Origin of the sequence: Streptomyces sp. NPDC046712 (assembly GCF_040645695.1) — a bacterium.
Taxonomy (GTDB): Bacteria; Actinomycetota; Actinomycetes; order Streptomycetales; family Streptomycetaceae; genus Streptomyces.
Map to the genome: position 1 here is coordinate 17,118 of NZ_JBEYYW010000020.1, position 26,637 is coordinate 43,754.

Genomic DNA, 26,637 nt, shown 5'->3' on the forward strand with positions numbered 1-26,637 from the left:
GCGTCAGGGATCGACGACACTTGAGACACCCGCTGAGACACCAGTTGAGACGGCAGTTGAGACAGCAGTTGCGACGACAGAGGGAAGACGTTCAGCAGATGCCGGAACGCCAGTCCACGGACGACAACAACCCGTTCGCGCCGCCGCCCGAGGGGCAGCCGGACCAGCCGTGGCAGCCGCGGCGGCCGGAGGGCTCGGACGACGACGCGTCGTCCGGATCCTCGGGCGGCTCCGGAGACTCCGGAGGCCGCTGGAGCAGCCGCCAGCCGGGCCGCTCCTCCGACGGCTTCGGCCGCCGTCCCGAACGCCAGGGCGGCCCTGAGGGCCAGCGGCCGGGCCCGAAGTGGGACCCGACGGACCCGGCGCAGCGGCGGGCCCGGTACGCGCTGCTCGCGGGTATGTGGGCGTTCTTCTTCGCCATCTTCGAGATCCAGGAACTGGCGCTTCTCCTGGGCGCGCTCGCCCTGTACTGGGCGATCAGCGCGCTGCGGGCCAAGCCCAAGGCGGCCGCCACGGATCCCTCCACGCCGCCCGCGCCCGCCAACCCGGCCACCACCCTCCCCGCCCGGGCACAGCGCACGGCGGCCATCAGCGGCCTGGTCGCGGCGACCCTCTCCCTGCTGATCGTCGCGGGAAGTTTCACCATCCAGCTCGTCTACCGCGACTTCTACACCTGCGCCGACGACGCCCTGACCAAGTCCGGGCAGCTGGCCTGCAACGACCTGCTGCCGGAGCCACTGCGGGACGTGTTCGGAGTACGGGAGTAGATACGCCGCCTACTCGTCGGCCGGCGCCGGGGCAGGGGCGGGAGCAGTCGGGGGCGGGGTAGGCGCGGGAGGAGCCGGGGGCGGCGGCAACGTCGGCTCCCAGGCCGCCGGAAGGAAGTCGTAGGGCTCGAACCCGCTCTCGTCGTCGTCCTCGTCCTCGGTCTCGACGAGCGGCTCGCGTGCGGGCGCCGGGGCGGCGGCGGGCGGTACGGCCTCCGGCACGAGTGCGGCGCGCTCCGGCTCGGAGCCGCGCCGCAACCAGGCCCGTACACCCAGGGCGCGCTCCGGCCCGGAGCCGCGCCGCAACCAGGCCCGTACACCCAGGGCGCGCTCCGGCCCGGAGCCGCGCCGCGCCCAGGCCCGTACGCCCAGGGCCACCGGTACCCCCACCGCCATGCACCACAGCACCGCCGCCGCCCCCGCCTGCCACCACACCGGGCCGAACGCCGACAGCCGGCCCGACCCCAGCGGGCCGCCCGCGGCCGCGGCGAGGACCGCCACCGCCGCGCCGCACAACCAGGCCGCGACCAAGGCCGTCAGCGCCGTCTCCCGGCCCGTCCAGGCCCGCGCCGACCGCCCCACGTACCCGCCCAGGACCAGCACGGAGACGAGCGGGATCGAGACGGCGGCCCAGTGCGGCCAGGTGCCGTGGCCCTCGGCGGGCAGGGCGGCGAGCAGCGGGAACGGCGGCACGGCGGCGGTGCCGGTGAGACCGAGCGGCGTCGCCGAGGCACCCGCGCCGAGCGCGAACCCGGACCCGAGACCGTACGACACACCCCACACCGCCGCGTTCGGCACCAGCGCGACGGCCAGCAGCAGGACCGAGGCCCTCCCCGACCACTCCCCCGCGAGCCCGGCGAACGACTCCTGCGCGTCGCCGGCGTGCCACACCAGCGACGCGCCGAACAGCGCCGCTCCGCCACCGAGCAGGGCGAGGAGCACCGTCCCGGCCGAGCGCAGCGCCACGACCGCCTGCTCCTGTTCCGGCAAGGGCCGACCGATCGCCGTCCAGACGCCCAGGCCCGCCGCCGCGGTCACCGTCGCGGGCAGCCAGAGGCCGGCCGACAGCAGGTCCGCCGGGAGCGAACCGCTCGCCGCGTAGACCACGACGCCGGCCGCGACCAGCAGATATCCCCCGCAGACCGCGGCCACCGCACCGCCCGCGGAGTTTCCAGGCCCGGCCTTCTCGTCGGAGTACTGCTGCTCCACGGTCTCCCGTGCGGCCCGGAAGATCAGCCAGCCCGGCAGGGCCATGAGCAGCAGCGGGGCGATACCGAGGGGCGCGGGGACGCCGGAGAGGGTCTCCGTGCGGACCAGGTCCACCCCGTGGGCGAGCAGCCACAGCCCGGCCGCCGTGTGCAGGGCCCCACCGGGCCCGCTGTCGGGGTACGGCGAGCTGATCCACGCCGCCATCACCAGGACGGCGAGCGCGCCGAGCCCGAGTCCCGCCGCGACCCCGCCCCGCACGAAGGCGGCGGCCAGGGCGGCGGAACGGGCGCCCTGGACCAGCGGATCGGCCGTCGGCAAGGGGCTCTGCTCGGTCACGTGGGTCACGCGCCCATACTCCCAACGACACGCGCTTTTCACGCGTAACAGGCAAACCGCCGTTGTGTCGCTCAAGATACGTTTATGTACTTTTCCGCCCGGAGCGGCTCTGCGGGAGGTTGTCGCCGATGAGTCCGACGAGTCGGGGAACAGCCGATTCCGCATCCGCTTTCTCGCTGCCGTCGCCCAAGGAACGGCGCAGGCTGCGTGAGGCCAAGGGCCTGAGCGAGGAAGAGGTGGCCGGCGCGATCGGCGTCACGCGGGCCACCGTCCGGTCCTGGGAGACCGGCCGCACCGATCCGCGGGGTCGAAAGCGGGAGGCGTACGCGAGGCTCCTGAGCGCGTCCGAGGACGACCTCACTCCCTCCCCCGCGCCCTACGCGCCGACATCACCGGCCTCCACACAGACCCTCGCCGCGCCCCCTGCCGGCACCCGTCCCAAGGCGGCGGCCAAGCGGGCCGCGAAGCCGCCCGAGGCACCGGCGGCTGCCGCTCTCGGGCCGGGCGGGAAGACCTCATGGTCCGGCCCGGCCCTCCAGCCCCAGGAGCAGCCGACACCGGCGGAGACGGCCCCCGCGGAGCCCTCCCTCACGCCCGAGGAGGCCTTCGACGCGCTCTACGCGCACGCGGCCCCGGGTCTCATGCACCAGACCTACCTGCTGACCGGCCGCCGCCGGCTGTCCCGCGAGTCCGTCGAGCAGGCCTTCCACCACGCCTGGGAGCACTGGCCCGAGGTCGCGGTGGACCGCGACCCCGTCGGCTGGGTGCGGGCCGCGGCGTACGAGTACGCCCTCTCCCCCTGGCACCGGCTGCGCCGCACCCACAAGCATCCCGACGCCCCGCCCGCCGACGCCGACCGGCGGGAGCTGCTCGCGGCCCTGCTCGAACTGCCGCCGCCGTACCGCCGGACCGTCATGCTCTACGACGGGCTCGGCCTCGACCTGCCCGAGACGGCTGCCGAGACCGAGGCGAGCACCCCCGCCGCCGCCAACCGGCTGCTGCACGCCCGTACCGTCATCGGGGAGCGCGTGCCCGCGCTCGCCGACCCCGACGTCCTGCACGAGCGGCTCCACGCCCTGGTCGCGGAGGCGCCGACGGCGACGCTCGCGGAGCCCCGGGCCGTACGGACGGGCAGCGAGCGGCGCACCCGGATGTGGACCCGGATGGTGCTCGGGATGACGGCGCTGCTCATCGGCGCGACGGCCTTCACGGCCGCGACCGCACCCACGCAGTACCTGCCGCTGCACCACCCCGGCGAGGCGGTCGACGGCGTTCCCGTCCGCGGTGGCTCGCAGAAGCTCACCCAGGAGGACAAGAAGCTGCGGGAGATGCTCCGCAGCCGGCCCCACCCCGGGCCGGAGCGGCTCGTTCCCGAGCCCGCGTAGGCGGATACGCGAGTGGGCCCCGCCCCCACCCGGTTTCCCGGGTGGGGGCGGGGCCCACCTGTGCGGTTCAGACGATGCTGCTTCAGCCCGCGAGGATCGCGCGCGCCAGCTTGGCCGTCTCGGTCGGCGTCTTGCCGACCTTGACGCCCGCGGCCTCGAGGGCCTCCTTCTTCGCCTGGGCGGTGCCGGAGGAGCCGGAGACGATGGCGCCGGCGTGGCCCATGGTCTTGCCCTCGGGCGCGGTGAAGCCCGCGACGTAGCCGACGACCGGCTTGGTGACGTTCTTCGCGATGAAGTCCGCCGCACGCTCCTCGGCGTCGCCGCCGATCTCGCCGATCATGACGATCAGGTCGGTGTCGGGGTCGGCCTCGAACGCCGCGAGGGCGTCGATGTGCGTCGTACCGATGACCGGGTCGCCACCGATGCCGACGGCGGACGAGAAGCCGATGTCACGGAGCTCGTACATCATCTGGTACGTCAGCGTGCCGGACTTCGAGACCAGGCCGATGCGGCCCGGCTTCGTGATGTCGCCCGGGATGATGCCGGCGTTGGACTGGCCCGGGGTGATGAGACCGGGGCAGTTCGGGCCGATGATGCGGGTCTTGTTGCCCTTCGACTGCGCGTACGCCCAGAAGGCGGCGGAGTCGTGGACGGCGATGCCCTCGGTGATGACGACCGCGAGCGGGATCTCGGCGTCGATCGCCTCGACCACGGCGGCCTTGGCGAAGGCCGGCGGGACGAAGAGGACGGAGACGTTGGCGCCCGTCTTCTCCATCGCCTCGGCGACGGAGCCGAAGACCGGGACCTCGGTGCCGTCGAAGTCGACGGACGTGCCGGCCTTGCGCGGGTTCACGCCACCGACGATGTTGGTGCCGTCACCCAGCATGAGCTTGGTGTGCTTCATGCCCGTGGCACCGGTCATGCCCTGGACGATGACCTTGCTGTCCTTGGTGAGGAAGATAGCCATGATGTGCTTGACCTCGTCCCTTACTTCGCAGCCGCGAGCTCGGCGGCCTTGTCGGCCGCGCCGTCCATGGTGTCCACACGCTGCACGAGCGGGTGGTTCGCGTCCGACAGGATCTTGCGACCCAGCTCCGCGTTGTTGCCGTCGAGGCGCACGACCAGCGGCTTGGTGACCTCTTCGCCCTTGGAGGCGAGGAGCTCCAGGGCCTGGACGATGCCGTTGGCGACCTCGTCACAGGCGGTGATGCCACCGAAGACGTTGACGAACACGGACTTGACGTCCGGGTCGCCCAGGATGATCTCCAGGCCGTTCGCCATGACCTCGGCGGAGGCGCCGCCGCCGATGTCGAGGAAGTTGGCCGGCTTCACGCCGCCGTGGTTCTCACCGGCGTACGCGACGACGTCCAGGGTCGACATGACCAGGCCGGCGCCGTTGCCGATGATGCCGACCTCGCCGTCGAGCTTGACGTAGTTGAGGTTCTTGGCCTTGGCAGCAGCCTCGAGCGGGTTGGCTGCGGCCTTGTCCTCGAGGGCCTCGTGCTCCGGCTGGCGGAAGTCGGCGTTCTCGTCGAGAGACACCTTGCCGTCCAGGGCCAGGATGTCGCCGGAGGCGACCTTGGCCAGCGGGTTGACCTCGACGAGGAGCGCGTCCTCGGCGATGAAGGTCTTCCACAGGGTCACCATGACCTCGGCGACCTTCTCGGCCACCTCGGCCGGGAACGCCGCCTGGGCGACGATCTCGCGGGCCTTCTCGATGGTGACGCCCTCGTTGGCGTTGACCGGGACCTTGGCGAGCTTCTCGGGGGTCGTCGCGGCGACCTCCTCGATGTCCATGCCGCCGGCGACCGAGGCCATGGCCAGGAAGGTGCGGTTGGTGCGGTCGAGGAGGTACGAGACGTAGTACTCCTCGAGGATCTCCGGAGCGGTCTCCGCGATCATCACCTTGTGGACCGTGTGGCCCTTGATGTCCATCCCGAGGATGTCCGTCGCGCGAGCGACGGCCTCGTCCGGGGTGGCGGCCAGCTTCACGCCGCCGGCCTTGCCGCGGCCGCCGACCTTCACCTGCGCCTTGACGACCGACTTGCCGCCAAGACGCTCGGTGGCCTCGCGCGCCGCCTCAGGCGTGTCGATGACTTCACCGGCCAGCACCGGTACACCGTGCTTGGCGAAGAGGTCCCTCGCCTGGTACTCGAACAGGTCCACGCGCGTCCGTCCCTTTTCTGATGATCGCGGTTCGTTGTCTGCGTGGGCGTGCCGCGGAGGGCAACGTGACTGCGCTGTCACAAGGGAGGCGTACACGGTGTCCGTGGACGCGGCATGTCCGTCTCGCAGGTTATCCCCGAGGGACGTGGGTCCCTAAATCGCAGATCACAACAGAGCGGTGATACGGGTCACAGATCGTAGGGATCCCTAGGCGGTCCGTAGGGGGCCCCGGGGGTGCCCCCGGGGCCCACGACACAGGTGGGAACCGGGCGTTGCGGGCCTCACGACGCGCCCGGCCGCGGGGTGAGGGCTCCGCGGGCCCGGTTGTGATATGGGCCTCAGTGCGCCCGCACGAGCCCGGTCGGGTGGTGATCCGGCTGCGGATTCCGCAGCGCTAGGGCCTGTCCGGCACCGGCAGCGGGCGTTTCTCGATCGCCGCCGCCATCACCTCCGGGAAGAGGTCCGGGGTGCAGGCGAACGCGGGGGCGCCGAGCGCGGCGAGGGCGGCCGCGTGCTCGCGGTCGTACGCGGGGGCTCCCTCGTCGGAGAGCGCGAGCAGGGCCACGAACTGCACGCCGGACGCCTTCATCGCCGCGACCCGCTTCAGCATCTCGTCGCGTATGCCCCCTTCGTAGAGGTCGCTGATCAGGACGACGACGGTGTCGGCCGGCCGGGTGATCTGCGACTGGCAGTACGCCAGGGCACGGTTGATGTCGGTGCCGCCGCCGAGCTGGGTTCCGAAGAGGACGTCGACCGGGTCGTCGAGCTGGTCGGTCAGGTCGACGACCGCCGTGTCGAAGACGACGAGGCGGGTGGCGATCGAGCGCATGGAGGCGAGGACCGCGCCGAACACCGAGGCGTAGACGACCGAGGCCGCCATCGAACCGGACTGGTCGATGCAGAGGACGACGTCCTTCTTGACCGACTGCGCCGCCCGGCCGTAGCCGATGAGCCGCTCGGGGACGACCGTGCGGTACTCGGGCAGATAGTTCTTGAGGTTCGCGCGGATCGTGCGGTCCCAGTCGATGTCCCGGTGCCGGGGGCGGCTGATCCGGGCCGAGCGGTCGAGCGCGCCGGTGAGGGTGGCCCTGGTGCGAGTCGCGAGGCGCTTCTCGAGGTCGTCGACGACCTTGCGTACGACGGCCCGGGCCGTCTCCTTGGTCGTCTCGGGCATGGCCTTGTTGAGCGAGAGGAGCGTGCCGACGAGATGGACGTCCGCCTCGACGGCCTCCAGCATCTCGGGCTCGAGGAGCAGGGTGGACAGGCCGAGCCGGTCGATGGCGTCGCGCTGCATGACCTGGACGACGGAGCTGGGGAAGTACGTCCGGATGTCGCCGAGCCAGCGGGCGACGGAGGGGGCCGAGGCGCCGAGGCCGGCCGAGCGGTCACGTCCGGTGGAGCTCTTCGTGCCGCGTCCGTAGAGGGCGGTCAGGGCTCCGTCCATCGCGGAGTCCGTGCCTGCGAGGGAGCATCCCGTACCGTCCGCCTCGCCGCCCCCGAGAACCATGCGCCAGCGCCGCAGCCGCTCGTCGTTCCCGGTTCGTGCCCCGGTTCCGGTTCCGGTCCCTGATCCGGTTCCGGATCCTGTGTCCACTCCGGTTCCGCGCCCGCTTCCGGGTCCGGTTCCAGGTCCGGTTCCAGGCCCGCTTCCGGCTGTGTCGACTCCGGTTCCGTTCATCGGCCCACCCCTTGCAGCTCGTCGTGTCCGAGGATCAGCCGGAGGACCGGCAGCACGCCGTCGGCCCGTTCCTCGTCGATGTCCGCGGCGAAGCCGGCCAGGCCCGTGTCCGGACGGGCCGGCCCGCCGCGCGACGGGCCGCGGGCGACCAGCTCGCCCAGCGTGCGGCGGACGCCCGGTTCGTACGCGGAGAAGGTGCGCCGCAGCAGCGGCAGCACGTCGGTGAAGGTGTCCCCCGGGACACCGGTCAGCCAGTCGTCGACCAGCGCGAGCAGCCGCTCGTCGTGGACGAGGATCATGCCGCCTCCCGCGGCGCCTCCGACGAAACCCTCGATCCAGCCGGCGGCGTCGGCTGGCGCCGTCCCCGGCGAGAGGGCGAGGCCCATGAGCCGCGCGGCCTCGTCCTCGTCGAGCCGCCCCTCGTCGAGGAGCAGCCGGGCGGCCCGGCCCCGGATGATGCCGGGCACGCTGTCGCGGGCGACGAGCCTGCGGAGGACTCCGGTCCAGCGGTCGGTGCGCTCGGCGCTCTCGGGGAGCAGTCCGAGGGCGCCGTGGACCGCGTCGAGATGGCCGCGCATCTCGGTGGCGGCGTCGGTGTCGAGCCCGGCGCAGGCCGGCGGCAGACCGACGCAGATCCGTTCGGCGAGCCCCGCGGCGACCTCGCCGAGCGCGGCCGTGTCGGTGGCGCGGACGTCTCCGTAACGCAGGGAGCGGGCGAGTGCGGGCAGCGCCTGGGCGAGGTGTCCGACGTCGGAGTCGAGCGCGGCCCGGTCGGCGAGGGCGGTCATGACGACCGGCAGCGCCTCGCCGAGTCCGCCGAGCAGGCAATGCTCGGCGAGCGCGGTGACCTCGGCGAGTGTCGTGGCCTCCAGGGCGCGGGCCTCGGCCTTGGCGGTGGCGGCGGAGTCGACGGTGGTGCCCCAGACGCCGGCCTCCGCGACCCGGACGTGCAGCTCGGGCTCCCAGCGCAGCCGCCAGCTCTCCCGGAAGGTGCCGGTGCTGCCGCGGCCGGCGACCGGCTCGCCCCAGCCGACTCCGAGCAGCCGGAGTCGGTGCAGCAGTCTGCTGCGGGCGGCGTCGTTCTCCTTGCGCAGATCGAGCTCCAGCTCCCGCTCCTCCGCCTCGGGCTTGAGACGCAGCCCGCGCTGCAGCCGGGCGAGGTCACGCTGGAGCGGTACGGCGGGGGCGTCGGCCGGGACCTCGCCGAGGACGTCGCCGACCACGAGGCGGTCGCGGACGAGGTCGAGCGGGACGTCGGAGCCGTCGCACATGACGGCGCGTACGGCGTCGGTGGTCTCGCCGAGCCCGGCCAGCGGTCGGCCGCGCATCGCCGCGAGCGTCTCGGCGAGCCGTACGGCCTCGATGACATGGGCGGAGGACACGATCCGGTCCTCCTCCCTCAGGAGGCCCGCGACCTTGGTCATCCAGCGCTCGATCGGGCGGTCGGGGGCGGCGAAGAGATGTCCGTACCAGCCGGGCGCGTCGATGCCCGCGCCGTACCCGGAGCGGCGGGCGAGCCGGCGGTGGGTCCAGGGCACCCACGTCATCTCGGTCTTCACCTTGGGCAGGCCCTTGAGCAGGGCGCGGTCGGCGCCGACGGTCGCCCTGCGGGACAGCGCGGGCACGTGCCAGGCGCCGCAGACGACGGCCACGGCGTCCGCGAACTCCTTGCGGGCTGCGCGCAGTTGGAGCCGCATGTACGCCTCGCGGACCAGGTCGCGGGCGTGTCCGCCGGCGCCGTGGGCCTCGCGCAGGGCGCCCATGGCCTCGGCGAGCGCCTCGAACGGGGCCGCGGGGTCGGCGGGGGCGGTGGTGCCGCGGAGTTCCACCACGTCCTCCCACCAGCGCTCGGGGTCGTCGTACCCGGCGGTTCGCGCGAGCTCGCCGATCGGGTCGATCCGCAGCCCCTGATCCGCTTCGTCGCCGTCGCCCCAGGTGGGGTCGGTGGCGGCGAGGCTGTGCGTGGCGGGCAGGTCGATGAAGCGGACGGCGGCGCCGTGGGCCAGGGCCCAGCGGATCGCCACCCACTCGGGCGAGAACGCGGCGAACGGCCAGAACGCCGCCCGGCCGGGATCGTCCACGGCGTGGGCGAGGAGCGCGACCGGCGGCCGCATCCCGTCGTCGGCGGCGAGCGCGAGCAGCCCGTCCGCCTCGGGCGGCCCCTCGATCAGCACGCACGCGGGCCGCGCCGCCTCGAGCGCCGCGCGTACGGCGCGCGCGGACCCTGGCCCGTGGTGCCGCACGCCGAGCAGGAGGGGCCGGGGGACCGGCTGCCCGGACGGGCGTTCCCGCCTTGGCGGGGCCGCCCCCGGCGCCGTCGTCACCGAAGGTGTCGTCACGTGCTCACCTCGCGGCAGGCGCGGTAGAAGTCCTTCCAGCCGTCGCGCTCGCGGACGACCGTCTCCAGGTACTCCTGCCAGATGACACGGTCCGCGGCCGGGTCGCGGACGACGGCGCCGAGGATGCCGGCCGCGACGTCCGCGGGGCGCAGGACGCCGTCGCCGAAGTGGGCGGCCAGGGCGAGTCCGCCGGTGACGACGGAGATGGCCTCGGCCGTCGACAGTGTCCCCGAAGGGGACTTGAGCTTGGTGCGGCCGTCCGCGGTGACCCCGTCGCGCAGCTCGCGGAAGACGGTGACGATCCGGCGGATCTCCTCGACCCCTTCGGGGACGGCCGGCAGGTCGAGGGAGCGGCCGATCTGGTCGACGCGGCGCGCGACGATGTCGACCTCCGCCTCCGGGGTGGCCGGCAGCGGCAGCACCACGGTGTTGAACCGGCGGCGCAGCGCGCTGGAGAGGTCGTTGACCCCGCGGTCGCGGTCGTTGGCGGTGGCGATGAGGTTGAAGCCTCGGACGGCCTGCACCTCTTGGCCGAGCTCCGGCACGGGCAGGGTCTTCTCGGACAGGATCGTGATGAGCGTGTCCTGCACGTCGGCGGGGATGCGGGTGAGCTCCTCGACGCGGGCGGTCAGCCCCTCGGACATCGCGCGCATGACGGGACTGGGCACGAGCGCGTCCCGGCTGGGGCCGTGGGCGAGCAGCCGGGCGTAGTTCCAGCCGTAGCGGATCGCCTCCTCGGGCGTCCCCGCCGTGCCCTGCACCAGCAGGGTCGAGTCGCCGCTGACGGCGGCGGCGAGGTGCTCGGAGACCCAGGTCTTGGCGGTGCCCGGCACGCCGAGCAGGAGCAGAGCGCGGTCGGTGGCGAGTGTGGTGACGGCGACCTCGACGATCCGGCGCGGTCCGACGTACTTCGGTGTGATCACCGTGCCGTCGGGCAGCGTGCCGCCGAGGAGATAGGTGGCGACGGCCCACGGCGAGAGCTGCCATCGGACGGGCCGCGGACGGTCGTCGGCGGCGGCGAGCGCCTTGAGTTCGTCCGCGAAGGCGTGCTCGGCGTGCGGGCGCAGGGCCTCGGCGCCGGTACCGCTTCCGACGCCGGGCACGGCGCTCTCGATGGTTTCGGACACGGTCATGGATCCCCCTCCAGATCGTTCGACCTGATGTGTGATCCACCGTGCACCATGCCACTGACAATCGGCCGTCGCCGCAGGTCAGGGGCTAAATCCGCTGGTGCGGACGGGAGTTACCCGGCGATCGGGGAGACCGCGACGCAGCCCCCGGCCATCGCCTGCTCGCCCTTCGCCTCCTTGATGACCTTGCCCTTGTGGATGACCTTGCACGTGAGCTCGGCGGCCGGGTCGAGCGAGAGCGGCATGACGGCGGCGGGCATGATCCCCTTCAGCGTCACCGTCTTCTTCCACGGCGTGGCCGGCTTCGTCTCCTTCTCGAGCTTCGGCTCCATGGCCGTGCCGCTGCCACCGTGGTACTCGATCGACTCGATGTTCTTGCCGGTGACCTCGTACGTGACCTCGTAGGTCTCGTTGACGGCCTTGTCGACCTGGTCGGCGGCCTTGTCCGCGGCCTCGGAGCAGGCGCCGAGCCCGAACGCGAGGCCGGTGACGGCGAGGGCCGCGACGGCGGTGCGGATGGTGCGCTTCATGACAGGTCCCCCTGAGAGTTCTGTAGTTGGCCCTCGCAGACAACCGTAAAGGGAAAGTAAAGTCAAATGCCTTGTGAGACCTTCGCCGGGGTGCGAAACCGCAGGTCGGGGCCGATTGTCAGTGGGTCCCCCTAGCGTCGTGGACATGGATACACAGGGGGTGCGCTGGACGGCGGATCAGGTGCTGGCTCTGGCTCCTGACGACGCCTCACGCAAAGCGGGAAGCAAGCTCGGCACGGCCGGGCCGTGGTCCGGTGCGGGCAGCAGCGGCGAGGGTGCCGTCTGGGGACTGTGCAAGGGCAGCGGCAGCAAGCCGTACCACACAGTCGTCGACACCACGGGCCCGGCGTATTCGTGCAGTTGCCCCAGCCGGAAGTTCCCGTGCAAGCACGCGCTGGGGCTGCTGCTGCTCTGGGCCGAGGGCGGAGGGGACTTCGAGGCCGGCGACGCTCCCGGCTGGGCGGAGCGGTGGCTGAAGGGCAGGCGTGCGCGCGCCGAGGCGGCGCGGGCCGGGGCGGACGGTTCCGGCCGGACGCCCGCCGATCCCGAGGCCGTGCGCCGCAGGGCGGAGCGCCGGGCGGCCCGGATCACCGCGGGCGCGGAGGAGTTGGAGCAGCGGCTCGCCGATCTGCTGCGGGGCGGCCTGGCCTCGGCCGAGCAGGCGGGGTACGGCCTGTGGGAGGAGACCGCGGCACGGATGGTCGACGCCCAGGCCCCCGGACTCGCCGGCCGGGTCAGGGAGTTGGGTGCCATACCGGGGTCCGGGCCCGGATGGCCGGTCCGGCTCCTGGAGGAGTGCGCGCTGACCCATCTCCTCGACCGGGCCTGGCTCTCCGTCGACCGGCTCCCCGGCCCGCTGGCGGCGACCGTCCGCACCCGGGTGGGCCTGACCGCACCGGCGGAGGGCGCCTCGGTGCGGGACCGCTGGCTTGTGCTGGCCCAGTACGACTCCACGGACGGAAAGCTGACGACACGTCGTATCTGGCTGCACGGCAGGAAGACCGGACGCACGGCGCTGCTTCTCTCTTTCGGAGCCGCGGGGCGCGCACCCGAACTGTCTCTTCCGGTGGGCGTGGTGCTCGACGCCTCGCTCACCCTCCACGCGGGCGCGGGCGCGCTGCGGGCCGAGTTGGGCGAGCGGTTCTCCTCCCCCGCCAGGCTGGACGCACCACCCCGGGGCGGCACGGTCGGGGACGCGCTCACGGCCTACGGCCTCGCCCTGCGGGACGACCCCTGGCTGGACTCCTGGCCGGTGACGCTGACCGATGTCGTCCCGATACCGACGGACCACGGCTGGCAGCTCGCCGACGCGGCTCCGGTCACGGGCGGCGGCGAGGCGCTGCCGCTCAGCGGTCCCGCGCTCGGACGTCCCGGCCTGTGGCGGCTCGCCGCGCTCTCCGGGGGCGGTCCCGTGACCGTCTTCGGGGAGTGCGGGCACCGCGGGTTCACCCCGCTCGCCGCCTGGTCCGCCGACGCCCCCGGAGAGACGGTCCCGCTGCACTGACTCCGCACGACCGTCCGAACTACCGCCCGACGACAGCCTGGAGGACCTCGATGGACGCCTGGGAAGAACTCGTCACCTCGGCGCTGCTCGGCACCGACCGCCGCCCGCCCGCGCTCCTGGGGGCGGCGGCGGGAGACGCTCCCGTCGCGCTGCTCGACGCCGCGGCGCTGCACACCGTACGACGCAGGGCGGGGCTGCGGCCCGGGCCGGCCGGCGCGGCGCCGGAGCCCGCGCCCGAGGACACCCGCAGGCCCCTGCCCGAGCCCGCCCGCCGACGTCTCGTCCGGCTCCTCGCGGGCCGCGCGGCGGCCGCGCCGTCCGGGGGGCGGCGCGGAGCCTCGCCCGACCTCGCCGAGCTGCTTCCCCAGTGGCTCGCCGCCGCCGACGAACACGGCTACAAGGCACCTGCCTCGGCGCTGCCCGCCCTCCTCGACGCGGCCCGTGCCCGTACCGATCTGCGGCCGCAGGCCCTCGCGCTGGCCGGGCCGCGCGGACTGTGGCTGGCCCGGCTGAACCCGGAATGGAAGTTCGCGCTGCGCGGTGCGGGTGGGAGCTCCGCGCTCCCGGATCCCCGGGACGGCGAGTCGGTCCGAGCGCTGTGGGAGGAGGGGCTGTTCGCCGAACGGGTCGCGCTGCTCGCCTCCGTACGGGCCGAGGATCCGGCGGCGGCCCTGGAGTTGCTGCGTTCCACATGGGCGGCCGAGCGGGCCGAGGACCGGCTGATGTTCCTGGACTCGCTTCGGGCCGGACTCTCCGGCGCGGACGAGGAGTTCCTGGAGGCCGCCCTGTCCGACCGCAGTCGCAATGTGCGCTCCACGGCCGCCGAGCTGCTCTCCGCGCTGCCGGGCTCGGCGCTCGCGGGCCGGATGGCCCGGCGCGCCTCGTCCTGCGTCTCCCTGGACCGTACGGAAGGGGCGGCGACCGTCGTGGTCGAAGCGCCGCACGAATGCGACGAGGGGATGCAGCGGGACGGGCTGGCACCGACCCCGCCCTCGGGTCGCGGCGAGCGGTCGTGGTGGCTGGGCCAGCTGGTCGAGTCGGCGCCGCTGTCGTGCTGGCCGGCGCGGTTCGGCGGGCGGACGCCCGAGGAGATCGTCGCCCTGCCGGTCGCCGACGACTGGCAGGGGGAGTTGCACGCCGCCTGGTGCCGAGCGGCGGTACGGCAGCGGGACGCCGACTGGTCCCGGGCTCTGCTCGGCGCCCCGGCCGCCCCGCCGGCGACCGGCCCCGGCATCGCGTCCCTCGCGGAACGGGCGAAGCTCCTCTCGACGCTCCCGGACGAGGAACGGGCCCGCTGGGTGGCCTCGTTCATCGCGGCGAACGGACTGTCGGAGGCGTTCCAACTGCTCGGCGTGTGCACGGTGCCCTGGGCGGAACCGCTGGGCGGCGCCGTGATCGACGCCCTGGACATCGCCCGCGAGGCGGGCAGCTACCCCTGGAGCTTCAGCGGAGTGATGGGCCTCGCGGAACGCTGCCTGTCCCCGGACGCGGCGTCGCAGCTGGAATCCCTCACCGCCCTCCCCGCAGAACAGGAGGACGCGTCCCCGGGAGCCGGGAGTTACTGGTCGGAGGCTTTCCAGCGCCTGGTCTCGACGCTGCGCCTGCGGGCGCAGATGCTCGCGGAACTGACGGGCTGATCCGCGGCGCCGAAGCGCGTCGGAGACCGACCCGGCGCGACTGCCCGTTCACCTGCCAGGCGGACGACACCGCGGACAGGTTGAGACCTGCCCGACGGCGCTCCGGCGGTCAGCAGCACAGCCGCGCGCAGCAAGTTCCACCCGCGGGCCGACTGCCTGCCGTCCGGCGGCATTACGGTGCGGCGCGGCCAGACGGCTCGACCGCCCGAGGGTCCGACGCCTGGGCGGTCCGGCCACCGCTCGCAGCGCCCCCGGCAGCCCGCCGCGGCCATGGGCCGATCACCCGGGTGGCCTGAGCGCCAGGGGGGTGGGAGCGCCCCGTGCCGCAGACGCGCCCGGCCCTGGGGCAGGGAAGGGCAGGGCCCACCCGACCTCCGCCGTCAGGCGGCGGGCCGGGCCCACCGGTCCTCCGCCGTCAGGCGGCTACGCGGACGTTCGCGTTCACCCAGTCCACGATCGACGCCGTCGTCGCGCCCGGCGTGAAGATCTCCGCCACGCCCTTCTCCTTCAGCGGCGGGATGTCCGCGTCGGGGATGATGCCGCCGCCGAAGACCTTGATGTCCTCCGCGTCGCGCTCCTTCAGGAGCTCCAGGACCTTCACGAAGAGCGTGTTGTGCGCGCCCGAGAGGATCGAGAGGCCGATCGCGTCGGCGTCCTCCTGGATCGCCGTGTCCACGATCTGCTCCGGCGTCTGGTGCAGCCCCGTGTAGATGACCTCCATACCGGCGTCGCGCAGCGCCCGCGCGATCACCTTGGCCCCGCGATCGTGGCCGTCGAGACCCGGCTTGGCCACCACCACGCGGATCGGACCGGTCACACCCATCACTGCCTCCACATGCGACCCCCGCGCCTATTTGCCGGGGAGGTGAACGAACGTTATCGCCAGCATCCCGCAAGCAGCCGTTTCGCGGTGGACAGCGAGGGGGAAATCACACGTGGGACATGTTCGCTCTGCGCCGGACCCTCCCCGGGCCCTCCTCCTGGGCCCACCAGCCGCAATCGGGTCGTGCGCGAGGGAGCCGCTACGGGGTCGTCGTACCTCCGCGCCGTCAGCCGCACGGCACGGGGGTACGACCCGACGCCACGCCGTTCGGCGCCCCGCGTGCCGTTCGGGAGGTCGCCGATGGAGCTCACCAGGCTCACCAAGGTCACGACTGCGCTGAAAGCCAACGCCCTGGAGCTGGCGATCCTCACCGGCCATCTGATCCTCTACCCCTCCGGCATCGTTCCCGAGCGCCGCGGCCCCACACCGGACACGAAAGCCGGCGCCGCCCCCGGGCGGCCGGTCGTGCTTCTGCACGGCTTCGTCGACAACCGTTCGGTCTTCGTGCTGCTGCGCCGCGCCCTCGCCCGGCACGACCGTCGCCCTGTCGAGTCGTTCAACTACTCTCCGCTCACCTGCGACCTGCGCGCCGCCGCGGAGCTGCTCGGCCGCCACGTGGAAGCGCTCTGCGCCCGCACGGGCCGTCACGAGGTCGACATCGTCGGGCACAGCCTGGGCGGCCTCGTCGCCCGTTATTACGTACAGCGGCTGGGTGGTGACTCGCGGGTGCGGACGCTGGTCATGCTCGGCACCCCGCACTCGGGCACCGCCGCCGCGCCGTGGGTCGGCGCCCACCCCCTGATCCGCCAGATGCGCCCCGGCTCCGAGGTGCTGCGGGACCTCGCCGAGCCCGCGCCGGACTGCCGTACCCGCTGCGTCAGCTTCTGGAGCGATCTCGACCAGGTGATGGTGCCGGTGGAGACCGCGCGGCTCGACCACCCCGATCTGCAGGTGCACAACGTCCGCGTCAGCGGGATCGGCCATCTCGCCCTGCCGGTGCATCCGACCGTCGTGGCCGGGATCCTCGAGGCCCTCGACGCCGAGGACCCGGCCGACGCCACGCCGGGGGCCGAACCCGGCGCCGCGTCCGTGGCGTGATCCCGGGCCGCCCGCCCCGGCGCGCGACCCGGCGCACTTCCCGGCACACGGACGCCTGACGACCCGCCAGAAGGTGTCTGTTCTTCGAACGTTCCTCGAACACAGAGCCAAAGCTCTTCCCCGAGGCCGCCGAAACACGGCCGATTGCCCGTTTCCTGCGGACCCAAAACCCTCCGAAGATTGTCGCCTGCGTATACCGCCGGGTACAGTCGCGCCACTGCTTAACCCCGGGACACCCCTTTGCGGGCCCACCCCGGACTGGTCCTGCCGCCGAGGCGAGAGAGAAGTTGGTGAACGACCAGCACCCCCACGCCGGGTACGTCGGAGACGACGCCCACAGCACAGGCGGCTTCGCCGGCGACCCGCTCTTCGGCGCCCTCCCGGACGGTTACGGAGCGAGCCACAGCGGCCAGTACGACACCACTCAGTGGAGCGGCAGCCACCAGTGGGACGCCGGCACGTACGACACCTACGTCGCACAGCAGCCGATGACGCAGCAGCAGTACGACACCACCGGTCAGTACGACGCCACGGGCCAGTGGGACGCCACCGCCTGGAGCGAGGCCCAGCAGACCGGGCAGTACGAGACCGCGCACTTCACCTCGTACGACACCACCGGCCACTGGACGTCCCCCGCCTTCGAGACGGGTACGTACGACGCCACCGCCTGGAACTACGCCGCACCGGAGCAGGACCTCCTGGTCGCCGAACCCGTCGTTCCGCAGCAGTACACCCCCGAGTACGAGTTCGTCCCCGAGCAGCCGGCCGAGCACACCCCGCAGGCCGAGCACACCGCGCAGTTCGAGGCCGTCGCGCAGGACGCCACGTACACGGACGAGTACACGGCAGACGAGTACACGGCGGACGAGTACACGTACGAGTACACCTACGAACCCCCGGCGGAGTCCGAGGAGCCGGCCGTCGAGGTCCTCACGGAGTCTCCGGCCGCCGCGACGACCACCGCCGCCCGCCCGGTACGCCGTTCCTCCGGTGGCAGCCGAGGCCGTCGCCGTACGCCCGCCAAGCGCTCCGCGCTCCTGACCGTCGCCGTCCCCTCCGCCTGCGTCATGGGCGTCGCCGGGATCGCGGCCGCCTCGGTCGGCGGGCTCGCCGACGCGGGCGCGGACAGCAAGGACGACACGACGGCGCTCGCCGCCGCCGACCCTGCCTCGGTCAAGCCGGTCGCCGCCAACAACGAGCTGGACACCCAGCTCGCGGCGCTCAGTGCCGACGCCCGTGACTTCGGCGACCGCGCCAGCCGCACCCAGGAGCGCATCGACCTCAGGCTGCGCCAGGAAGCGGAGAAGAAGAAGCGCGAGGAGGAGGCGGCCCGCAAGGAGGCGCTGCGTCCCAAGTTCGCGCTCCCGGTGAAGCTGCACGAGCTCAGCGCGCGCTACGGGCAGGCGGGCGTCAACTGGATGTCCGTGCACACCGGTATCGACTTCCCGGTCCAGTACGGCACCAAGGTGATGGCCGCGACCGACGGCACGGTCCGCACCCAGTACAACAGCGCCTACGGCAACATGGCGATCGTGACCGCCGCGGACGGCACGGAGACCTGGTACTGCCACCTGAGCAGCACCAAGATCCGTACCGGCAAGGTCAAGGCCGGTGACGTCATCGCGTACTCCGGCAATTCCGGCAACTCCACCGGCCCGCACCTCCACTTCGAGGTGCGCCCGGGCGGCGGCGCGGCGATCGACCCCGAGGCGTGGCTGCGCAGCTACGGCCTCAGCCCCACCGGCTGACCGACGCATCCGAGACATACGGGAGAGGGGCCCGGCCAATGTGGCCGGGCCCCTCTCCCGTATGTCGTCCTACAGCTTCTCGACCGGCGCGTACCGCAGCAGCAGCCGCTTGGGCTTCTCGTCGCCGAAGTCGATCGTCGCCTGTGCGTCGGCACCGGCGCCCGTCACCTGCATGACCGTGCCGAGGCCGAACTGGTCGTGCGTGACCCGGTCGCCCACCTGGAGCGCGAGCACCGGCTTGTCGGTGGTGCGGCGGGTGGCGAAGCCCGAAGGGCCCGAGCGCGCGCGGGAGGAGGAGAGCGAGGAGGTGATCCCCGAGGTCGGCCCGGCGGGCTTGACCATGGGGCCGGTCCGCTTCCACTCCAGATACGTCGCCGGGATCTCCTCCAGGAAGCGCGAGGCCGGGTTGTACGACGGCTGGCCCCAGGCGCTGCGCATCGAGGAGCGGGTGAGATAGAGCCGCTCACGGGCGCGGGTGATGCCCACGTACGCCAGCCGGCGCTCCTCCTCCAGCTCCTTGGCCTGGCCGAGCGCGCGCATGTGCGGGAAGACGCCGTCCTCCATGCCGGTCAGGAACACCACGGGGAATTCGAGGCCCTTGGCGGTGTGCAGCGTCATCAGCGTGATGACGCCGGAGCCCTCCTCGTCCTCGTCGGGGATCTGGTCGGAGTCGGCGACGAGCGCGACCTGCTCCAGGAACTCGGCGAGGGTCGCGGGCTCCTCGCCGCGCTCCTGCTCGAACTCCAGGGCCACGGCGGCCAGCTCCTGGAGGTTCTCGATCCGGGTCTCGTCCTGCGGGTCGGTGGAGGCCTGCAGTTCGGCGAGGTAGCCGGTCCGCTCGAGCACCGCCTCGAGGACGACCGCAGGGCCGGCGCCGGAGTCGACGACGGTACGGAGCTCCTCCATGAGGGTGTTGAAGCGCTTGACGGCGTTCGCGGAGCGGGCCGCCATGCCGTACGCCTCGTCGACCCGCTTCAGCGCCTGCGGGAAGGTGATCTTCTCCCGGAGGGAGAGGGCGTCGATCATCGCCTCGGCGCGCTCGCCGATGCCGCGCTTGGGCACGTTCAGGATCCGGCGCAGCGGGACGTTGTCCTCGGGGTTGGCGAGGACGCGCAGGTAGGCGAGGACGTCGCGGACCTCCTTGCGCTCGTAGAAGCGCACGCCGCCGACGACCTTGTAGGGCAGGCCGACGCGGATGAAGATCTCTTCGAAGACGCGGGACTGGGCGTTGGTCCGGTAGAAGACGGCGACGTCGCCGGCCTTGGCGTCGCCCGCGTCCGTGAGCCGGTCGATCTCGTCGGCGACGAACTGGGCCTCGTCGTGCTCGGTGTCGGCGACATAGCCGGTGATCTGCGCGCCCGCGCCCGCGTTGGTCCACAGGTTCTTGGGGCGGCGGGACTCGTTGCGCTCGATGACGGCGTTGGCGGCGGAGAGGATCGTCTGCGTCGAGCGGTAGTTCTGCTCCAGCAGGATCGTCGTCGCGTTCGGGTAGTCCTCCTCGAACTGCAGGATGTTGCGGATCGTCGCGCCGCGGAAGGCGTAGATCGACTGGTCCGCGTCACCCACGACGCACAGCTCGGCCGGCTCCAGGTCCTCGTAGCCGGTGCCGACCAGCTCCCGTACGAGGGTGTACTGGGCGTGGTTGGTGTCCTGGTACTCGTCGACGAGGACGTGGCGGAAGCGGCGGCGGTAGTGCTCGGCGACGTCCGGGAACGCCTGGAGCAGGTGGACCGTCGTCATGATGATGTCGTCGAAGTCCAGGGCGTTGGCCTCGCGCAGCCGTGCCTGGTACATCCGGTACGCCTCGGCGAGCGTCTTCTCGAAGCCGTCGGCGGCCTGGTCGGCGAAGGTCTCCTCGTCGATCAGCTCGTTCTTCAGGTTCGAGATCTTGGCGCTGAAGGACTTCGGCGGGAACTTCTTCGGGTCGAGGTCCAGATCGCGGCAGACCAGCGCCATCAGGCGCTTGGAGTCGGCGGCGTCGTAGATCGAGAACGAGGAGGTGAAGCCGAGCTTCTTCGACTCGCGGCGCAGGATGCGGACGCAGGCGCTGTGGAACGTCATGACCCACATGGCGTTGGCGCGCGGGCCGACGAGCTGCTCGACACGCTCCTTCATCTCGCCGGCGGCCTTGTTGGTGAAGGTGATCGCCAGTATCTGGCCGGGGTGCACGTGCCGGGTGGCCAGGAGGTGGGCGATGCGGTGGGTCAGCACCCGGGTCTTGCCGGAGCCGGCGCCCGCGACGATGAGCAGCGGGGTGTCGGTGTGGACGACGGCGGCGCGCTGCTGTTCGTTCAGCCCCTCGAGGAGCGCGGCGGCGTCCACGACGGGGCGGGCGGCTCCGTCGCGGTAGTAGGCGTCCCTGGCCGGCGGCGCGTCGAAGCGCCCCTCGAAGAGGTCGTGCGGGACCTCCTCCGCGGCCGGGGCGCCGTGGGCGTGGTGCTCGTCGTCCTCGGGCGGGGGCGGAGGCTCCTCCGAGGAGTGGTTCTGGAGGCTCGCCAGGAAGCTGTCGTCAAAGAGGCTGCTCATCGCCTAACGAGTCTAGGCCGCCGCACTGACAGCCCGCTGCCACCTCCCGAAGTGACCGAATTATCGCGGAGGGTGACCATCCGCTTCAGGTCACGAAAATGTATCGGGCATATCGAACATCGGCCTTCACAGCCGCCCCACGGGTTGGCTAGCGTGCTCGCCCAAGCAGCCCGTCCCCTCCGGCGGCGAATCGCGTCGAGCGGGCGGCCCACGCCGAATCAGGCCCTGGCCGACGCCAGTTGTGGCCGCGCATGTCGGCGGCCACGGAAGGAGATGCCGGTCTTGGCGTCCCATCGCAAGCCGCGCAGCACACGTCCGCACTCCCCCGCCGTCGGGGTCACGACGGCCGCCATAGCCTCTGTCACCCTGCTGTCCACGCAGAGCGCCCAGGCGGCACCCGCCGCCCCGCCGAAGCCGACGGTGGAGGAGATCCAGAAGAAGGTCGACGACCTCTACCGGCAGGCCGGCACGGCGACGCAGGAGTACAACCGGGTCAAGGAGGCCACCGACCAGCAGCGCCGCAAGGTCGACCGGATCCTGGACGACGTGGCCAAGCGGACGGACGCGATCAACGAGTCCCGGCGGGCGCTCGGCTCGTACGCGGCGGCGCAGTACCGGACGGGGGCGGTCGGACCGACCGCCGCGCTGATCTTCGCCGACAGCCCGCAGTCGTACTTCGACCAGACCCACCTCATGGACCGGCTCTCGGAGCGGCAGCGCAGCGCGGTGGCGGACTACGAGGACAAGCGCCTCGCGGCGGCCAAGCAGCGGGCCGAGGCCACGAAGAGCCTGGAGAGCCTCACCGATTCGCAGGCGAAGCTGCGCACGAGCAAGCAGACCGTCCAGCGGAAGCTCACGGAGGCACGGACACTCCTGGCCCGGCTGACCGCCGAGGAGAAGGCCCGGCTCGCGGAGCTGGAGCGCAAGCGCGAGGCCGAGGCCCGGCGCAAGGCGGAGGAGCAGGCGAAGGCCGAGGCGGCCAAGGCGGCCGCGGAGGCCGAGCGGCGCAGGCAGGAGGAGGCGGCCGAGGAGCCCGCCGAACCGCCGGCGACCGGCGGAACGACGGGCGGATCGGCCGGCTCGACGTACGCGGCGAAGGCGGAGAAGGCCCTGGCGTTCGCCCGGGAACAGATCGGCAAGCCGTACGTATGGGGCGCGACGGGCCCGAGTTCGTACGACTGCTCGGGGCTGACCCAGGCCGCCTGGAAGGCCGCGGGCGTCGACCTGCCCCGCACCACCTGGGACCAGGTGGAGGTGGGGACCCGGGTCGCGACGGCGGATCTGCTCCCCGGCGACCTCGTCTTCTTCTACGACGACATCAGCCACGTCGGCCTGTACATCGGCGGCGGCAAGATGATCCACGCGCCGAAGCCGGGCGCCAACGTCCGCGAGGAGTCGATCTACTACATGCCGATCTACGGGAGCGTGCGCCCGGCCTGAGCCTCGGCGCCTGGGCCTCCGCGGGGGCTCACGTCCACAGGGTCGCGATGAAGATGTTGGCCACGGTGAGGCCGCCGACGGCGCCGAAGAGGCCCTTGTCGACGGTCTCCTCGTCCCGCTTCACATATACGAGGGCGAGGATCACGACGAGGACGGCGAGCTTGACGCCGATCTTCACGTTGTTGACGGTCTGGTCGTCCGCCTGGTTGAGGCCGACCAGGGCGACGCCGGTGATCAGCATCGTCAGCGCGCCGTGCAGCATCGCCGGCACGAAGCGGGCCGTACCCGCGCCCATCGCCTTCATCTGGGTGAGGAATCCGCCGAGGAGCGCGCCGATTCCGATGATGTGCAGGGCGACGAAGACATTGATGAGTACGTCCATGGGGCGGAGCCTAACCGGGCCGTAGCACCGCTGTTCGGCCGGGTCCAGCCCGTCCGGTGCATCGGTCATGGGCGTGCCGCAATACGGCATCCACCCGTCGCCCGCGCCGGAAGCGAACGGTCCCAGAGCGCCAACTGGCGCCAATACCGGTCAACTCCCCGCCCCTCCGTGACCCGCAGGTTTAGCGTCCTCCCCCAGGTGGCCGGCTCCCCACCACCGTCGGTTCTTCCGGCGGCAGTCGGTCGCCCCCGCCGAGAATCCGGCGGTGGGCCGTCTCCCCTGTGCGGTCCATCGCCGGACCCGGTGGGCATCGACCCCCACAGGGAGAGGATGTGACCCGCCCTCGTGGCAGCTCACCGGAAGCCCAGGAACTCACCCCTCGGTGGCCAGGCGGCACGGACCGCCGCCACGCTCGCCCTCGCCTCCGCGGCCACGGCGACCGTCTTCGAGGGCTCCGGGCACGCCGAGCCCAGGCTCACCCCCGCGCAGGTCAAGGCGAAGGTCGACCGGCTGTACCAGGAGGCCGAGGTCGCCACCGAGCGGTACAACGGGGCGAAGGAGAAGGCGGACGAGGCGCGGGGCGCGCTCGACCGGCTGCGCGACGAGGCCGCCCGCAGGACCGATCGCCTCAACACCGCCCGCGACGGGCTCGGTTCCACGGCGGCCGCGCAGTACCGTTCCGGGGGCCTCGATCCCGCCGTACAACTCGCTCTGACCTCCGACCCGGACGAGTACCTGGCGCGCGCCGCGCTCGCGGAGAAGGCCGGGGAGCGACAGGCGGCGGCGGTCACCTCCGTACGGCGTGAGCTCGCCGGGATCGGGCAGCTGCGCGCCGAGTCGACGGAGCGCCTGACACAACTGCGCGGCCACGAGGCCGAACTGCGGCGTCAGAAGGCCGCCGTGCAGGGCAAGCTCGGCGAGGCGCGGACGTTGCTGGCCCGGCTGACCGCCGAGGAGCGGGCGCGGTACGAGGCGGCGGCGGCCGGTTCGGGACGGAGCGGCTCCGGTGGGTCCGCCGACGGGACGGGGGCCCGCGCCGACCGGACCACCGTGGCCCGCGGTCCGGTCACGGCGCCGAACGGCCGCGCCGCGCAGGCGATCTCCTTCGCCAGGGACCAGCTCGGCAAGCCGTACGTGTGGGGCGCGACGGGCCCGTCGGCCTACGACTGCTCGGGCCTGACGCAGGCCGCCTGGCGCTCCGCCGGGGTGTCGCTGCCCCGTACGACGTACACGCAGATCAACGCCGGGCAGCGGGTGTCGCGCTCCGAACTCGCCCCGGGTGACCTGGTGTTCTTCTACTCGGGCATCAGTCACGTCGGGCTGTACATCGGCGGCGGGCAGATGATCCACGCGCCCCGCCCGGGCGCTCCGATCCGGGTCGCGCCGATCGACGAGATGCCGTTCGCCGGGGCGACGCGGGTGGGGTGAGGCCGGAAATCCCTTGACCTTTGGATAGTGGCGCTATCTACTATAGGTAGTGTCACTATCCAATCGTGGAGAGGACAAGCCGTGCCCACGCTCCCCTGGACCGTTCCGCACCAGCCCCGCCCCGGCACGGAGGCGCAGGTCATGGCCTCCCGCTTCGAGGTGCGCTCCCTGAAGGACGTCCCTCTCTTCTTCCTCCGATCGCTCAGCGCCTGGCGGCAGGTGAAGTCGGCGCCGGGCGCCCTCGGTGCCTCGCTGATCGCCCAACCGCTGAAGCGGACCTTCTACACGCTCTCGGCGTGGGAGGACCGCGACGCCCTGTACGCGTACGCCCGCGCCGAGCCGCACCGCTCGATCATGAACGGACTCCGCTCGACGATGCGCGACTCCACCTTCACCTTCTGGCAGGTGCCGGTGGAGCGGCTGCCGATCAGCTGGGACGAGGCCAAGCGGCGGCTCGCCGAGGAAGCGGCGAAGAACCCGGCCTCCTAGCCGAAGCCGGGTGCCGGCGCGACCGGACTCAGACCAGGCGGCGGGCCGTCGCCCAGCGGGTCAGCTCGTGCCGGTTGGACAGCTGCAGCTTGCGCAGGACCGCCGAGACATGCGACTCGACCGTCTTCACGGAGATGTAGAGCTGCTTGGCGATCTCCTTGTACGCGTATCCCCGGGCGATCAGCCGCAGCACCTCACGCTCCCGCTGGGTGAGCCGGTCGAGGTCCTCGTCCACCGGCGGGGCATCGGTGGAGGCGAAGGCGTCGAGCACGAAGCCGGCCAGACGGGGGGAGAACACCGCGTCGCCCTCCTGGACACGGAAGATCGAGTCGACCAGGTCCGTGCCGGTGATCGTCTTGGTGACGTATCCGCGGGCGCCGCCCCGGATCACCCCGATCACGTCCTCCGCCGCGTCGGAGACCGAGAGCGCCAGGAACCGCACCGGGTCCTCGGGCGCTGCCATCAGGCTCGCGCAGCGGCGCAGCACCTCGACACCGCCGCCGCCCGGCAGATGCACGTCGAGCAGGACGACCTCGGGGCGGGTGGCGGTGATCACCGTGACCGCCTGGTCGACGTCCGCGGCCTCGCCGACCACCTCGACGCCGGTGACGTCGGTCCTGCCGATCTCGGCCTGCACGCCCGTGCGGAACATCCGGTGGTCGTCGACGAGCACGACCCGTACCCGGCGCTCCGTGGTCTGTGCCGCCGTCGTCCCGGTTCCGGTCTCGTCACTCATGCGTCCGCCCTCTCCATCTCAAGCTCCACTTCGGTGCCTCCGCCCGGCACGGACCGCAGCCGGGCCGAACCGCCGTTGCGCTGCATCCGGCCGATGATCGATTCTCGTACGCCCATCCGGTCGTCGGGTACGGAATCGAGGTCGAAGCCGGGCCCGCGGTCCCGAACGGAGACGAAGACCGTACGGCCCTCGACCTCGGCGTAGACCTGCACCGCCCCTCCCTCGCCACCGTACTTGGCGGCGTTGACCATCGCCTCGCGCGCGGCCTGCATCTGGGCGGCCAGTTTCTCGTCGAGCGGGCAGTCGCCCACGACGACGACCTCCAGCGGGACGCCGTGCTTGTCCTCGACCTCGGCGGCGGCCCTCTTCACCGCCTCGGCGAGCGTCTCGGGCTCCTCGCCCTCGTCCTTGCCGGTGCCCTCCGGCTTGTACAGCCAGTTCCGCAGCTCCCGCTCCTGGGCCCGGGCGAGGCGGCGCACCTCGCCCGGCTCGTCCGCGTTGCGCTGGATCAGGGTGAGGGTGTGCAGCACCGAGTCATGGACATGGGCCGCGACCTCGGCACGCTCCTGGGCGCGGATGCGCATGGTCCGCTCCTCGGAGAGGTCCTGCGACATCCGCACCAGCCAGGGGCCGGCCAGCAGCGCGATGCCGGTGAGCACGGCTATCGCGGCGGTCAGTGCCGTGCCCAGCTGGGCCGCGGAGCCGCGGACCACCATGAAGACGGTCAGTCCCATGCCGACGAGGGCGACTCCGGCGAAGCCGCGGGCGAGCTGCAGGGTGCGCCGACGGCGGCCCGTCTCGGTCCAGCTGGCCCGGCGGGCGTTGTCCGCCTGCCGCCAGACGAGCACCACTCCGACGCCGATCAGGAGCGTCGGCCAGACATAGCGGTCCGTCTTGTTGCCCCAGTCGATGTTGCCCGCGAAGATCGCGGCGCCGATCGCGAGCGCGATCAGCGCGAAGACCTGGCCCCGGTCGGGCTTGCGCAGCCTGCGCCGGCCGTCGGGGGTGGTCTCGAACACGGGCCGGGGCGCGGAGCGTCCACCGACACCGAGCGGGACGACGATCCAGAAGACCGCGTACAGCAGGGCGCCGAGGCCGTCCGCGAGGAGCAGGGCGGCGAACAGGGCGCGGACCCATACGACGGGCAGGCCCAGATGTCCCGCGAGGCCGCGCGCGACACCACCGAGCCACCGGCCGTCGGCGCTCCGGTAGAGCTTGCGCACGGGCGGTTCGTCGGTATCGGTGACACGGGCGGCTGCTGGCATGAACCGATCGTCACACGTGGG

Annotated in this window: 21 protein-coding genes; 9 read left to right on the plus strand and 12 right to left on the minus strand. The window is 72.6% G+C overall.

Annotation, left to right across the window (positions count from 1 at the left end; all coding sequences use genetic code 11):
* The first annotated feature begins 98 nt into the window (after positions 1-98).
* On the plus strand, positions 99-767 hold the full coding sequence (locus tag ABZ939_RS24685; protein ID WP_361859109.1) for a hypothetical protein: 669 nt from the start codon (positions 99-101) through the stop codon (positions 765-767).
* Positions 768-776: 9 nt separating this feature from the next.
* Here the strand turns inward: ABZ939_RS24685 and ABZ939_RS24690 are convergent, their stop codons facing one another.
* Positions 777-2,321: a DUF6350 family protein gene (locus ABZ939_RS24690; RefSeq protein ID WP_361859112.1), complete on the minus strand. Its 1,545-nt coding sequence runs from the start codon at positions 2,319-2,321 to the stop codon at positions 777-779.
* Between the two features lie 119 nt (positions 2,322-2,440).
* Between ABZ939_RS24690 and ABZ939_RS24695 the strand changes: the two genes are divergently transcribed.
* Positions 2,441-3,697, plus strand: a complete 1,257-nt coding sequence (locus ABZ939_RS24695) for a sigma factor-like helix-turn-helix DNA-binding protein (RefSeq protein ID WP_361859115.1) — start codon at positions 2,441-2,443, stop codon at positions 3,695-3,697.
* A gap of 82 nt (positions 3,698-3,779) precedes the next feature.
* Here the strand turns inward: ABZ939_RS24695 and sucD are convergent, their stop codons facing one another.
* The 6 genes from sucD to ABZ939_RS24725 form a co-directional block, all read right to left on the minus strand.
* Positions 3,780-4,664 carry a succinate--CoA ligase subunit alpha gene (gene sucD / locus ABZ939_RS24700; protein WP_260229316.1) on the minus strand — a complete coding sequence of 295 codons (885 nt, stop codon included), beginning with the start codon at positions 4,662-4,664 and terminating at the stop codon, positions 3,780-3,782.
* A 20-nt stretch (positions 4,665-4,684) separates the two neighbouring features.
* On the minus strand, positions 4,685-5,863 hold the full coding sequence (gene sucC, locus ABZ939_RS24705) for an ADP-forming succinate--CoA ligase subunit beta (RefSeq protein WP_361859118.1): 1,179 nt from the start codon (positions 5,861-5,863) through the stop codon (positions 4,685-4,687).
* Positions 5,864-6,257: 394 nt separating this feature from the next.
* Positions 6,258-7,370: a VWA domain-containing protein gene (locus ABZ939_RS24710; protein WP_361859121.1), complete on the minus strand. Its 1,113-nt coding sequence runs from the start codon at positions 7,368-7,370 to the stop codon at positions 6,258-6,260.
* A 167-nt stretch (positions 7,371-7,537) separates the two neighbouring features.
* Complete coding sequence (locus tag ABZ939_RS24715; RefSeq protein WP_361859383.1) at positions 7,538-9,784, minus strand: DUF5682 family protein; 2,247 nt, start codon at positions 9,782-9,784, stop codon at positions 7,538-7,540.
* A 92-nt stretch (positions 9,785-9,876) separates the two neighbouring features.
* A complete protein-coding gene (locus ABZ939_RS24720) occupies positions 9,877-11,013 on the minus strand; it encodes an AAA family ATPase (protein WP_361859124.1) in 1,137 nt (378 codons plus the stop codon).
* Between the two features lie 110 nt (positions 11,014-11,123).
* Positions 11,124-11,540, minus strand: a complete 417-nt coding sequence (locus ABZ939_RS24725) for a hypothetical protein (protein ID WP_361859127.1) — start codon at positions 11,538-11,540, stop codon at positions 11,124-11,126.
* Between the two features lie 145 nt (positions 11,541-11,685).
* Between ABZ939_RS24725 and ABZ939_RS24730 the strand changes: the two genes are divergently transcribed.
* Both ABZ939_RS24730 and ABZ939_RS24735 read left to right on the plus strand, forming a co-directional pair.
* Positions 11,686-13,044 carry an SWIM zinc finger family protein gene (locus tag ABZ939_RS24730; protein ID WP_361859130.1) on the plus strand — a complete coding sequence of 453 codons (1,359 nt, stop codon included), beginning with the start codon at positions 11,686-11,688 and terminating at the stop codon, positions 13,042-13,044.
* A gap of 50 nt (positions 13,045-13,094) precedes the next feature.
* Entirely contained in the window at positions 13,095-14,681 is a 1,587-nt protein-coding gene (locus ABZ939_RS24735) for a DUF5691 domain-containing protein (RefSeq protein WP_361859133.1), read from the plus strand.
* 415 nt (positions 14,682-15,096) lie between these two features.
* Here ABZ939_RS24735 and ABZ939_RS24740 read toward each other — a convergent pair whose 3' ends face one another.
* The gene (locus ABZ939_RS24740; RefSeq protein ID WP_361859136.1) at positions 15,097-15,504 is read right to left on the minus strand and encodes a cobalamin B12-binding domain-containing protein; all 408 of its coding nucleotides are present in this window, start codon (positions 15,502-15,504) and stop codon (positions 15,097-15,099) included.
* Positions 15,505-15,804: 300 nt separating this feature from the next.
* Here ABZ939_RS24740 and ABZ939_RS24745 point away from each other — a divergent pair, with 300 nt between their 5' ends.
* Both ABZ939_RS24745 and ABZ939_RS24750 read left to right on the plus strand, forming a co-directional pair.
* On the plus strand, positions 15,805-16,602 hold the full coding sequence (locus tag ABZ939_RS24745) for an alpha/beta fold hydrolase (RefSeq protein WP_361859139.1): 798 nt from the start codon (positions 15,805-15,807) through the stop codon (positions 16,600-16,602).
* 290 nt (positions 16,603-16,892) lie between these two features.
* The gene (locus ABZ939_RS24750) at positions 16,893-18,350 is read left to right on the plus strand and encodes a M23 family metallopeptidase (protein WP_361859142.1); all 1,458 of its coding nucleotides are present in this window, start codon (positions 16,893-16,895) and stop codon (positions 18,348-18,350) included.
* A 69-nt stretch (positions 18,351-18,419) separates the two neighbouring features.
* Here ABZ939_RS24750 and pcrA read toward each other — a convergent pair whose 3' ends face one another.
* Positions 18,420-20,876 (minus strand): DNA helicase PcrA, encoded by a 2,457-nt coding sequence (pcrA, locus tag ABZ939_RS24755; protein WP_361859145.1) that lies wholly within the window; start codon positions 20,874-20,876, stop codon positions 18,420-18,422.
* A gap of 273 nt (positions 20,877-21,149) precedes the next feature.
* Between pcrA and ABZ939_RS24760 the strand changes: the two genes are divergently transcribed.
* The gene (locus ABZ939_RS24760) at positions 21,150-22,316 is read left to right on the plus strand and encodes an NlpC/P60 family protein (protein ID WP_361859148.1); all 1,167 of its coding nucleotides are present in this window, start codon (positions 21,150-21,152) and stop codon (positions 22,314-22,316) included.
* Positions 22,317-22,344: 28 nt separating this feature from the next.
* Here the strand turns inward: ABZ939_RS24760 and ABZ939_RS24765 are convergent, their stop codons facing one another.
* On the minus strand, positions 22,345-22,698 hold the full coding sequence (locus ABZ939_RS24765) for a hypothetical protein (protein ID WP_361859151.1): 354 nt from the start codon (positions 22,696-22,698) through the stop codon (positions 22,345-22,347).
* Positions 22,699-23,043: 345 nt separating this feature from the next.
* Between ABZ939_RS24765 and ABZ939_RS24770 the strand changes: the two genes are divergently transcribed.
* Both ABZ939_RS24770 and ABZ939_RS24775 read left to right on the plus strand, forming a co-directional pair.
* Positions 23,044-24,126 (plus strand): NlpC/P60 family protein, encoded by a 1,083-nt coding sequence (locus ABZ939_RS24770; RefSeq protein ID WP_361859154.1) that lies wholly within the window; start codon positions 23,044-23,046, stop codon positions 24,124-24,126.
* Between the two features lie 81 nt (positions 24,127-24,207).
* Entirely contained in the window at positions 24,208-24,615 is a 408-nt protein-coding gene (locus tag ABZ939_RS24775) for a DUF3291 domain-containing protein (protein ID WP_361859157.1), read from the plus strand.
* A 28-nt stretch (positions 24,616-24,643) separates the two neighbouring features.
* On the opposite strand, the gene ABZ939_RS24780 is transcribed toward ABZ939_RS24775, so the two are convergent.
* Both ABZ939_RS24780 and ABZ939_RS24785 read right to left on the minus strand, forming a co-directional pair.
* Entirely contained in the window at positions 24,644-25,351 is a 708-nt protein-coding gene (locus ABZ939_RS24780) for a response regulator transcription factor (protein WP_361859160.1), read from the minus strand.
* Entirely contained in the window at positions 25,348-26,616 is a 1,269-nt protein-coding gene (locus ABZ939_RS24785) for a PspC domain-containing protein (RefSeq protein ID WP_361859163.1), read from the minus strand. Before ABZ939_RS24785 ends, ABZ939_RS24780 begins: the two co-directional genes overlap by 4 nt.
* Positions 26,617-26,637: the final 21 nt, after the last annotated feature.

What these genes read in the sequence shown, in the direction of transcription:
- ABZ939_RS24685 (WP_361859109.1), top strand. Translation starts at nt 99, where the DNA reads ATGCCGGAACGCCAGTCCACGGACGACAACAACCCGTTCGCGCCGCCG.
- ABZ939_RS24730 (WP_361859130.1), top strand. Translation starts at nt 11,686, where the DNA reads ATGGATACACAGGGGGTGCGCTGGACGGCGGATCAGGTGCTGGCTCTG.
- ABZ939_RS24740 (WP_361859136.1), bottom strand. Translation starts at nt 15,504, where the DNA reads ATGGGTGTGACCGGTCCGATCCGCGTGGTGGTGGCCAAGCCGGGTCTC.
- ABZ939_RS24780 (WP_361859160.1), bottom strand. Translation starts at nt 25,351, where the DNA reads ATGAGTGACGAGACCGGAACCGGGACGACGGCGGCACAGACCACGGAG.
- ABZ939_RS24725 (WP_361859127.1), bottom strand. Translation starts at nt 11,540, where the DNA reads ATGAAGCGCACCATCCGCACCGCCGTCGCGGCCCTCGCCGTCACCGGC.
- sucD (WP_260229316.1), bottom strand. Translation starts at nt 4,664, where the DNA reads ATGGCTATCTTCCTCACCAAGGACAGCAAGGTCATCGTCCAGGGCATG.
- ABZ939_RS24745 (WP_361859139.1), top strand. Translation starts at nt 15,805, where the DNA reads ATGGAGCTCACCAGGCTCACCAAGGTCACGACTGCGCTGAAAGCCAAC.
- ABZ939_RS24695 (WP_361859115.1), top strand. Translation starts at nt 2,441, where the DNA reads ATGAGTCCGACGAGTCGGGGAACAGCCGATTCCGCATCCGCTTTCTCG.
- ABZ939_RS24735 (WP_361859133.1), top strand. Translation starts at nt 13,095, where the DNA reads ATGGACGCCTGGGAAGAACTCGTCACCTCGGCGCTGCTCGGCACCGAC.
- pcrA (WP_361859145.1), bottom strand. Translation starts at nt 20,876, where the DNA reads ATGAGCAGCCTCTTTGACGACAGCTTCCTGGCGAGCCTCCAGAACCAC.
- ABZ939_RS24760 (WP_361859148.1), top strand. Translation starts at nt 21,150, where the DNA reads ATGCCGGTCTTGGCGTCCCATCGCAAGCCGCGCAGCACACGTCCGCAC.
- ABZ939_RS24720 (WP_361859124.1), bottom strand. Translation starts at nt 11,013, where the DNA reads ATGACCGTGTCCGAAACCATCGAGAGCGCCGTGCCCGGCGTCGGAAGC.
- ABZ939_RS24785 (WP_361859163.1), bottom strand. Translation starts at nt 26,616, where the DNA reads ATGCCAGCAGCCGCCCGTGTCACCGATACCGACGAACCGCCCGTGCGC.
- ABZ939_RS24765 (WP_361859151.1), bottom strand. Translation starts at nt 22,698, where the DNA reads ATGGACGTACTCATCAATGTCTTCGTCGCCCTGCACATCATCGGAATC.
- ABZ939_RS24710 (WP_361859121.1), bottom strand. Translation starts at nt 7,370, where the DNA reads ATGGTTCTCGGGGGCGGCGAGGCGGACGGTACGGGATGCTCCCTCGCA.